The following is an 8,406-nucleotide window of genomic DNA, read 5'->3' as shown; positions in this document are numbered from 1 at the left end:
TCGGTCAATTCCAAGATGCTCCAGGTTATCCAGAAGAATATCCGGCATGGCAGCATCCACGGTATCGACCAAAGCCGTTTTCTCACTGCCTTTGATGAGATATGAGTTGTAGCTTGTCCCGTCGGGAAGAGGTATCAGAGCGTCAAAAAGTCGTCTGTCCCAGTCCACAGCCCCCACCCAGTAAATCCCCGGTTTTATCTCTCTAGGCTTCATATGCCACTATTTCCCTCCATATTCATAATTATCTGGCAGTCCATTTTATTATTTTAGCCACCGTCCAGAATGGGATGCTCTGTATTGACAAACCAGCCTGCCGGATTCTTCAAGAATTCGTAGTAATCAAGGAGTATGAGCTGGTGCTCTCTTTCCTGTGATGCCAGCGCCTGGTAAAAATCGCGGGACGCGGGGTAAGGAGTGGACTGGCGCTGGCTTATATAAAAATCGTAGGTTTTGGCTTCCATATTCACTGCGGTCTGGACGGCATCCAGTTCGCTATCCAGCGCCTTGATGGACTTTCCGACCTGCTCCGTAGCCCTGGAGAACAGCGTCCTGAGGTTGCTTCCTCCATCCGGCTTGAAATCTGTTTTGGGCCAGGCATTTTTATCCCTGATGGACTCGAATATCTCCTCAAATTTCTGACGGTGAATATCCTCTTCGGCAGCAAGCGACTCCAGCAGTTTCTTTCCGGCTTCGTTGCTGCTTTCCTTACCTGCTTTCAGGTAAAATTGTTTGCCATCGATTTCCATTTGAATCGCTGTCTTCAATCCTTCCAGTGTTTTATCCTGCTCGGTTGCCATGGCTCAATCCCCCGTGAACAAAATGTTCTTTACTATAATTCCCTTCAATTTACACTACTGTCCGCCAATGTGAATATGACATATATCACATACAATTACCTGTTCAATGCTTATGATATAATAAACAAATCAAAAATGATACGGTGTGCTATCGGCATAAACGATAATGGAGGAGGGTAAAAATGGCTGACAAGAAAGTGACTGTATATTCAACGCCTACATGCCCGTACTGTAAACGGGCCAAGGACTATTTGACCCAGAAGGGAATCCCTTTTACCGATTATAATGTGGGCGAGGACAAAGAGAAGGCCGAGGAAATGATCCAGAAGTCAAAGCAGATGGGTGTCCCGGTAATCGTTGTTGATGATGACGTCATCGTTGGCTTCAACCAGGCGAAACTGGATAGCTTGCTGGCATAAGCCTTTGCCTTGATTAAATTTAAAGGCACGAGGAGGCAGTGATGTACGAGTTAATGGTTATCGGCGGCGGCCCGGCCGGTATGGCAGCCAGCGTTTATGCGGCGAGGAAACAACTCAAGACACTGCTCGTCAGCGGGGATACCGGCGGGCAGATAAACACCACGTTGGGTATCGAAAACTATCTGGGTTACCAGTTCATCGAAGGGCCGGAGCTAATCAGCAAATTTGAAACGCAGGTTGGCCAGTTTCCCATCGACCAGAAGATAGGTTATAAGGTCAAGCAGTTAAAGAGGATAGAAGGCGGGTTTGAGGCCATCACCGAAGCCGGTGATAAATATCAGAGTAAGGCTGTCGTCCTCGCCACCGGAAAAAAGCCGAGGAAACTGAATGTACCGGGGGAAACGGAGCTGACCGGCAGAGGCGTGTCCTACTGTGCCATCTGTGACGGCCCGGTATTCACGGGACAAAAAGTGGCGGTGGTTGGAGGTGGAAACTCGGCACTGGAGGCAGTCCTCGACCTGGTCAAGATTGCCGAGCATGTAAACCTCATTTCGCTTACCCCGCTCACCGGCGACCAGGTTCTCTCAAATCAACTCAAAGATGCCAAAAATTTAACGGTATTCCTTGAGCACCAGACCGCAGCGATAAAAGGTCAGGAGCTCGTCGAGGGCATTGTAATAGAAGACATTAAGAGCGGAAAAGAGAAGGAACTGGAAGTCGGCGGTATTTTCATAGAAATTGGACTGGTGCCCAACTCTGATGCAGTTAAGGGGCTGGTCGAGCTCAACAAATGGGGCGAAGTCACGGTTACACCGCGCAATGAAACATCCGTGCCTGGCCTTTATGCCGCCGGCGATGTTACCGATGTGCCGGAAAAACAGATAATTGTGGCCGCCGGCGAAGGCGCCAAAGCGGCGCTTCAGGCGCACCGCTATTTACAGCGGTTGACCACATAACTAACGTAAATGACGTGAGGAACAATGGTCAGAGAAATAAAGAGAGAGGGCAAAGACCTGTTCGTTTGTGAAGAATGCGGCCTTGCCTATGAGCAGAGAGAATGGGCGGAGAAGTGCCAGCAGTGGTGCCGGGAAAATCAGAGCTGCAACCTGGAGATAATCCAGCACAGCGTTCCACAGGAGCAATCTGGCTAGCTCTTCTTTCTATAGTAGAATCCCAGCCATACGATGCGCAGAATGCCAAATACAGCGCAGATAGATGACGGAATTGCTGCCCGCTCTCCAAAAAGCGTGAGCAGAATACCGCTGGCCAGCCCGTAGTTCTTCATGCTGCCCATAAGCACCATGCTGACACTTGTCTCCCGGTCCACATGCAGGGCTTTGGTGGCAAACTCGATGATGTGGCCAAGCACAAAAGAGATGACGATGGCGATTACCGCTATTCTGACCAGGGTATCAAGCTCACCGAAGAATGCCTGCCGATTCAGCCCCACGATGGTGAAAAGGACAACGAAGAAGCTCCAGTTCACAATGGTTCCACGCCAGGGGTTAATGCGCTTTGCCAGCCCGGTGAAGAGCAGGACTCTGGAGAGGACAATCGGTATCAGGATTAACTCGCCGAGGATGATGAGCAGTTTTACCGGGTCGAAGAAGCCCACGCCGAGAAATAACGCCATTACAGAGGGCATGATGATGAGCGCCGCAAGATAGGCGCCCGTCATACCGATCAGGGAAAATAGCGTATTCCCACCCAGCACATAGCTGAACGGCACCACAGCCACCGCCGGAGGCACCGTGGCCAGGACCACGAACCCCGCCCACAGGTCTTTATCGTTGATAAGCCACCGGGCAAGCAGCAGGATTATGCCGCCCATCAGGACATAGTTAAGCAGGAGGGAAAGGAGAATCGTCCGGGGCATCTCCCGCAAAGAGGTGAACTCCCGCGATGTTATGTTCGTAGCGGAGAGCGTCATCACCAGCGCCAGCAGCGGGAGTATCAGCGGCTCTGTCCTGATAGCGACCGGCTCTCCTATGGTGAGGCCGAGCACAATGGCCAGAACAAGGATGAAATTGCGGTTTTTAAACAGTCTGCTAATGAAAGCCATGGATTACTATGGCATTATAACCCAGCCGGGCAACCTTGTCAGCCAGTCTATTTCTTCTCTTCGGCCAGATATTTCTCGGGATTCTGGTCGAATGAGTTCTTGCAGGCTACAGCGCAGAAGTAGTATTTTTTGCCTTTGTATTCCGATGTTGCCGCAGCTTCGCTTTCTTTCACTTCCATTTTGCAGACCGGGTCAATAGCCATTTCGTCCCTTTCTTTTATAATATCTGTCATTTTGACCGGCTTGAACCTTCTTAAGCGCAGCGAGTTAAATACAACCGTAAGAGAGCTGGTTGCCATGGCCGCCGCCGCCAGTATTGGATTCAAGAAACCGTAGTCACCCAGAATGAAATGCAACCCCGATGGCACTCCGGAACGGCCGAATGCGATGAATAGTACACCAGCCGCCACGGGAATGAGGGATGTGTTGTAGGCAAACGCCCAGAAAAGGTTCTGCTTTATCGTTCTGAGCGTACGCTTGCTCAAATGTATGGCGTTTACAATGCCTGATAAATCGCCGCTGATAAGGGTAACATCGCCTGTCTCAATGGCAATATCGGTACCGGTGCCGATGGCAATGCCGATATCCGCCTGCGCCAGTGCTGGAGCGTCGTTTATGCCGTCGCCAACCATGGCGACCACCTTTCCTTCGTCCTGTAACTTTTTCACTTCCTGAGCTTTATGTTCGGGGAGTACTTCGGCAATGACACGGTCGATACCCGCTTCCCTGGCAATAGCCTCAGCGGTGCGAGGGTTGTCCCCGGTAAGCATGACGACCTCAATACCGGAGCTGTGCAGTGCTTCGACAGCTTCCCGGGCGCCAGGTTTGAGCGTATCGGCCAGCGCTACAATTCCTATTACTTGTTTGCCCACACCGAGGAACATCACCGTCTTGCCCTGTTCCCAGAGTCGACTGGCTTCCTTCTCAAGTCCGTTCAGAGCCAGGTTTTCATCTTTCATCAGTGTCAGGTTGCCAAGGATAAGCTTCTTACCCTCGGCCAGAGCTTCCACCCCTTTCCCGGGAATAGCCCTGAAACCGGTAATCGATTGTAGCTTTAATTTTCGCTCTGAAGCTGCCTGAACGATAGCTTCGGCAAGCGGGTGTTCGGACTGGCGTTCGACTGATGCCGATAGCCGCAGTATATTCTCTTCAGAGAAAGAGGGAGCAGCAATGATATCGGTGACCAGCGGTTTGCCCCGCGTCAGCGTGCCGGTCTTATCCAGCAGGACGGTGTTTATCTTGTGTGCTCTCTCCAGGGCTTCAGCGCTCCGGATAAGGATTCCGTTCTCCGCGCCTTTTCCAGTGCCGACCATTATGGCGGTGGGTGTCGCCAGCCCCAAGGCGCAGGGGCAAGCAATAATCAGTACGGCAATGAAGTTGAGCAGGGCAAAAGTGAAGGCCGGTGCCGGCCCTACAAAATACCAGGTGATAAACGTAACCAGTGCAATACCAATCACAACTGGCACGAAATAGCTGGCGATGATATCCGCCAGACGCTGTATCGGCGCCTTGCTTCCCTGTGCTTCCTCAACGAGTCGAATAATCTGCGCCAGTGTGGTGTCCTTGCCAACCTTCATCGCCTCAAACTGGAAGCTGCCCGTTTTGTTTATGGTTGCCCCGATAACCTCGTCGCCCACATTCTTTTCCACCGGGATACTCTCGCCGGTAATCATAGATTCGTCAACGCTGGAATAACCCTGACGCACGATGCCATCCACCGGCACCCGTTCCCCGGGCCTGACCAGTATCAGGTCGCCCACCTCGACTTCTTCAACCGGTATCTCCTTTTCCTCACCACCGCGAATAACCAGCGCTGTCTTTGGCTGCAGTCCGATAAGTTTCTTAATCGCTTCCGAGGTCTGCCCTTTAGCTCTGGCTTCCAGAAAGCGACCCAGAAGAATCAGCCCGATAATGATAGCCGATGTATCAAAATAGAGATGCGGCTCCAGCCCGCCGGCGGCGAAAAACCCCGGGAAAATCACCGCCAGAACGCTGTAAGCATAGGCGGCTGATGTACCAACGGCGATGAGGGTATTCATATCCGCCGTCCTGTGTCTCAGTGCCCCCCACATCCCTCGGTAAAATCGCCAGCCTGCCCAGAACTGCACCGGTGTTGCCAGTGCCCAGAGCAGGTAGGGCTTGCCGATAAAGGATGGACCAAATCCCAACCCCAGAATCAATAAGCCAATAGCGGCGGCGAAAATGAACCGATTACGCACCGATTTGATTTCTCGCTGCGATGCCGTGGCAACGTCTTCCAGGGTTTCCGCCTCTTCACCCAGCTCATAGCCAGCCTCGGCCACCGCCCGCTTCAGGTCTGATACCTGGGTTCCTTCCAGATACTCCACGGTGGCTTTCTCCGACGCCAGGTTTACGCTGGCGGAGACAACCCCGGACACGCTGGATAATGCCCCTTCAACACGTGCCACGCAGGAAGCACAGGTCATACCGCGCACCGGGAAGATTGATATACGGGTCGCCGTGCCGTAACCGATACCGGATATGGTTTCTTTTAGCGCGTTCAGGTTCACCTGCTCAGGGTCATAGGCAATGGATGCCTGTTCAGAAGCAAAGCTCACATTAGCCTCTTCCACACCGGGAGTCCCGGCGAGACCTTTTTCAATGGTGGCCGCGCAGGTGGTGCAGGTCATCCCGGTGACATGAATGCGTACCTTTTCCTTCTTACTGTTCAGTTTCTGTGCCATTAGCGAGCTCTATAAACTACTTACAAAGTCATACTATCATAACCCGTTTACAGCTACTAGTATGTGACATATATCACATACAGGCGGCGGCGTATTAACTAGTATTGAAACAGGTGACGAGTCTAGCCCGACAACGGGCTATATGTTATACTTATTCTGCTCAACGGAGTGGGAAAAGTACGCATGTGTGCTGGTGAGGAGGGCATATGATGGAAGACGCCCTAGCGACAATCGAAAGGATTATTGCTGAGCATAAAACAATCCGGCAGCGTTTCCAAAAGTTGGAGAAAGTGGCCAATGATGCGGAGGCGATGATGGGCTTTGAAGAAGCCAAGGAAGCCTTCATGCCGGGCAGGTTAAATCAGAAGCAGGGCTTAAGCCAGCTCGAAGATATTCTGAATACAATTGAAGATGGATTGCAGAGGCACTTCCACCTTGAGGAAGCACGCCTGCCACCGGTGGTTGACCAACACGGTGATGAAGAGCTCAAGTCCTCACTGCGCTCCATCTTCCTCGAGCATGTCGACCTGAGAGGCCGCCTGGCCCACTCCAAAAAACACGCAGAAGAGCTTATCGAAGGTGGCATGGCACGTCACCGGTGGGAGGCAAGCGCACACGATATGCGCACCTACATCAGCCATACGCGCAAACTGATGGAAGCACATGCTGAAATTGAGCAGGAACTGCTGCATGACCTTCGAAAGAAGCTTAAAGAATAATGGCGCTAAATGACCGTTTAGCCGCTTACAAGATGAATTGATGAGAAAAGTATATCTGGACCACGCCGCGACAACTCCTCTCCTCCCGGAAGTCAGGGAGGCAATGTTGCCTTATCTCGATGAACTATTCGGCAATCCTTCCTGTCTGCATGACTGGGGTGATGCCGCACGGGAGGCCATGGACACGGCACGGGAACAAGTGGCACAGCTTATCGGTGCTGGCGCTGATGAGATAATCTTCACCGGAAGTGGCACCGAGAGCAACAACTTTGCCGTGAAAGGAATGGCCCTCGCACAGCAGAGCAAGGGAAAGCACATTATCGTCTCGGCAATCGAGCATTTCTCAGTGCTTCATTCGGCGAAAACGCTTGAGAAGTGGGGATTTAAACTTACTGAGGTCCCTGTCGACCGTTACGGCATGGTCGACCCTGATGAAGTGAGAAAACGTATTCGGAAGGACACGGTGCTCGTTTCCATTATGCACGCCAATGGGGAAGTGGGCACCATCGAGCCCATTGAGGAAATCGCCGGGATAACCAGAGAGCATAATATACCGTTTCACACCGACGCTATCGTTACCGCCGGTACAATACCGGTAAATGTACAAGAGTTAGGTGTTGATGCACTGAGCCTGGCCGGAAACCAGTTCTACGGGCCAAAAGGTATTGGTGCGCTCTATGTACGCAAGGGTGTGCGTATCATGCCTCTTCTCGACGGTGGAGTCCAGGAGGGAGGCAGGCGCGCCGGCACCGAGAATGTGCCCGCAGTTGTCGGGCTGGGAAAGGCCGCGGAACTGGCGAAAAACGATATGGCATCCAGAGTGAAACATCTGAGCCATCTGCGCGAGCGTCTGCTTGCCGAGCTACCTGCAAGAATCGACCATATGGTAGTTACCGGTCACCCGGAAAATAGATTGCCCGGGAATGCCAGCTTCTGTGTTGAGTTCATTGAAGGGGAGTCCATGCTCATGCTCCTGAACAGCCAGGGAGTGGCGGTCACTAGCGGCTCGGCCTGCACCTCCAGGGCACTCAAGGCTTCACACGTGCTTATCGCCATGGGATTGTCACATGAAATAGCCCAGGGCTCTGTCCTTTTTACCTTTGGCATTGACAATGCTGAAGAAGATGTAGATTATGTGCTTGAAGTGATGCCGCCGATTGTGGAAAGGCTGCGGCAGATGTCGCCACTGTATGCAAAGTTCACCAAAACGGGCAAAGGAGGCCATTAATATGCCGATTTATAGTGAGAAAGTAATGGAGCACTTCATGAACCCGCGCAACGTCGGTGAGATAGAGAACCCGGACGGCGTTGGGGAAGTCGGTAATCCGGTGTGCGGGGATATAATGACGTTTTACATAAAGGTGAATGGCAATCGACTGGAAGACGTAAAGTTCAAGACCTTCGGCTGCGGGGCGGCCATTGCCGTTTCCAGCATGGTCAGTGAGATGGCAATGGGGAAAACACTTGATGAGGCCAAGAAAATCACTCCTCGATTAGTCGCGGAGGAACTTGGCGGGTTACCCCAAAACAAGTTTCATTGCTCTAACCTTGGTGCCCAAGCTTTGAGTAAAGCGATAGACAATTACCGGAAAAAACAGGCAAAAGGGGGGAAGAAGTAATGGCAGAGCAAGAGGAAAAGAAACGGCTTTTCTGTCCGTACTGTGACGAAGAGATGATGGCCCCGGACGGCGCATACTGTCAGGC

The 8,406-nt window shown here is 52.1% G+C and carries 10 protein-coding genes; 6 read left to right on the top strand and 4 right to left on the bottom strand.

Annotated elements, in window-relative coordinates; translation table 11 throughout:
* Nucleotides 1-213: FprA family A-type flavoprotein (locus tag KKD83_02795; protein ID MBU2535079.1), on the bottom strand; the 213-nt coding region annotated here is incomplete at its 3' end.
* 53 nt (nt 214-266) lie between these two features.
* Entirely contained in the window at nt 267-797 is a 531-nt protein-coding gene (locus tag KKD83_02790) for a ferritin family protein (GenBank protein MBU2535078.1), read from the bottom strand.
* A 182-nt stretch (nt 798-979) separates the two neighbouring features.
* On the opposite strand from KKD83_02790, the gene KKD83_02785 reads away from it, so the two are divergent.
* Genes KKD83_02785 through KKD83_02775 form a run of 3 tightly spaced genes read left to right on the top strand, consistent with a single transcriptional unit; the run spans nt 980 to nt 2,367 of the window.
* A complete protein-coding gene (locus KKD83_02785) occupies nt 980-1,216 on the top strand; it encodes a glutathione S-transferase N-terminal domain-containing protein (protein MBU2535077.1) in 237 nt (78 codons plus the stop codon).
* A 41-nt stretch (nt 1,217-1,257) separates the two neighbouring features.
* Nucleotides 1,258-2,172, top strand: a complete 915-nt coding sequence (locus KKD83_02780; GenBank protein ID MBU2535076.1) for an FAD-dependent oxidoreductase — start codon at nt 1,258-1,260, stop codon at nt 2,170-2,172.
* Between the two features lie 24 nt (nt 2,173-2,196).
* On the top strand, nt 2,197-2,367 hold the full coding sequence (locus KKD83_02775; protein ID MBU2535075.1) for a hypothetical protein: 171 nt from the start codon (nt 2,197-2,199) through the stop codon (nt 2,365-2,367).
* On the opposite strand, the gene KKD83_02770 is transcribed toward KKD83_02775, so the two are convergent.
* On the bottom strand, nt 2,364-3,278 hold the full coding sequence (locus KKD83_02770) for a hypothetical protein (protein MBU2535074.1): 915 nt from the start codon (nt 3,276-3,278) through the stop codon (nt 2,364-2,366). The two genes, KKD83_02775 and KKD83_02770, sit on opposite strands and share 4 nt — an antisense overlap.
* Nucleotides 3,279-3,325: 47 nt before the next feature.
* A complete protein-coding gene (locus KKD83_02765) occupies nt 3,326-5,983 on the bottom strand; it encodes a heavy metal translocating P-type ATPase (GenBank protein MBU2535073.1) in 2,658 nt (885 codons plus the stop codon).
* Between the two features lie 206 nt (nt 5,984-6,189).
* On the opposite strand from KKD83_02765, the gene KKD83_02760 reads away from it, so the two are divergent.
* Genes KKD83_02760 through nifU form a run of 3 tightly spaced genes read left to right on the top strand, consistent with a single transcriptional unit; the run spans nt 6,190 to nt 8,321 of the window.
* Entirely contained in the window at nt 6,190-6,702 is a 513-nt protein-coding gene (locus KKD83_02760; protein MBU2535072.1) for a hypothetical protein, read from the top strand.
* A 40-nt stretch (nt 6,703-6,742) separates the two neighbouring features.
* Nucleotides 6,743-7,930 carry a cysteine desulfurase gene (locus KKD83_02755; GenBank protein ID MBU2535071.1) on the top strand — a complete coding sequence of 396 codons (1,188 nt, stop codon included), beginning with the start codon at nt 6,743-6,745 and terminating at the stop codon, nt 7,928-7,930.
* A gap of 7 nt (nt 7,931-7,937) precedes the next feature.
* On the top strand, nt 7,938-8,321 hold the full coding sequence (nifU, locus tag KKD83_02750) for a Fe-S cluster assembly scaffold protein NifU (GenBank protein ID MBU2535070.1): 384 nt from the start codon (nt 7,938-7,940) through the stop codon (nt 8,319-8,321).
* Nucleotides 8,322-8,406 lie beyond the last annotated feature (85 nt).

The sequence above is a fragment of the Chloroflexota bacterium genome (assembly GCA_018829775.1).
Taxonomy (GTDB): domain Bacteria; phylum Chloroflexota; class Dehalococcoidia; order Dehalococcoidales; family RBG-16-60-22; genus E44-bin89.
Note: the sequence above shows the minus strand (reverse complement) of the source record. Positions and strands in the feature narration are given on the sequence as shown.

What these genes read in the sequence shown, in the direction of transcription:
- KKD83_02790 (MBU2535078.1), bottom strand. Translation starts at nt 797, where the DNA reads ATGGCAACCGAGCAGGATAAAACACTGGAAGGATTGAAGACAGCGATT.
- KKD83_02785 (MBU2535077.1), top strand. Translation starts at nt 980, where the DNA reads ATGGCTGACAAGAAAGTGACTGTATATTCAACGCCTACATGCCCGTAC.
- KKD83_02780 (MBU2535076.1), top strand. Translation starts at nt 1,258, where the DNA reads ATGTACGAGTTAATGGTTATCGGCGGCGGCCCGGCCGGTATGGCAGCC.
- KKD83_02775 (MBU2535075.1), top strand. Translation starts at nt 2,197, where the DNA reads ATGGTCAGAGAAATAAAGAGAGAGGGCAAAGACCTGTTCGTTTGTGAA.
- KKD83_02770 (MBU2535074.1), bottom strand. Translation starts at nt 3,278, where the DNA reads ATGGCTTTCATTAGCAGACTGTTTAAAAACCGCAATTTCATCCTTGTT.
- KKD83_02765 (MBU2535073.1), bottom strand. Translation starts at nt 5,983, where the DNA reads ATGGCACAGAAACTGAACAGTAAGAAGGAAAAGGTACGCATTCATGTC.
- KKD83_02760 (MBU2535072.1), top strand. Translation starts at nt 6,190, where the DNA reads ATGATGGAAGACGCCCTAGCGACAATCGAAAGGATTATTGCTGAGCAT.
- KKD83_02755 (MBU2535071.1), top strand. Translation starts at nt 6,743, where the DNA reads ATGAGAAAAGTATATCTGGACCACGCCGCGACAACTCCTCTCCTCCCG.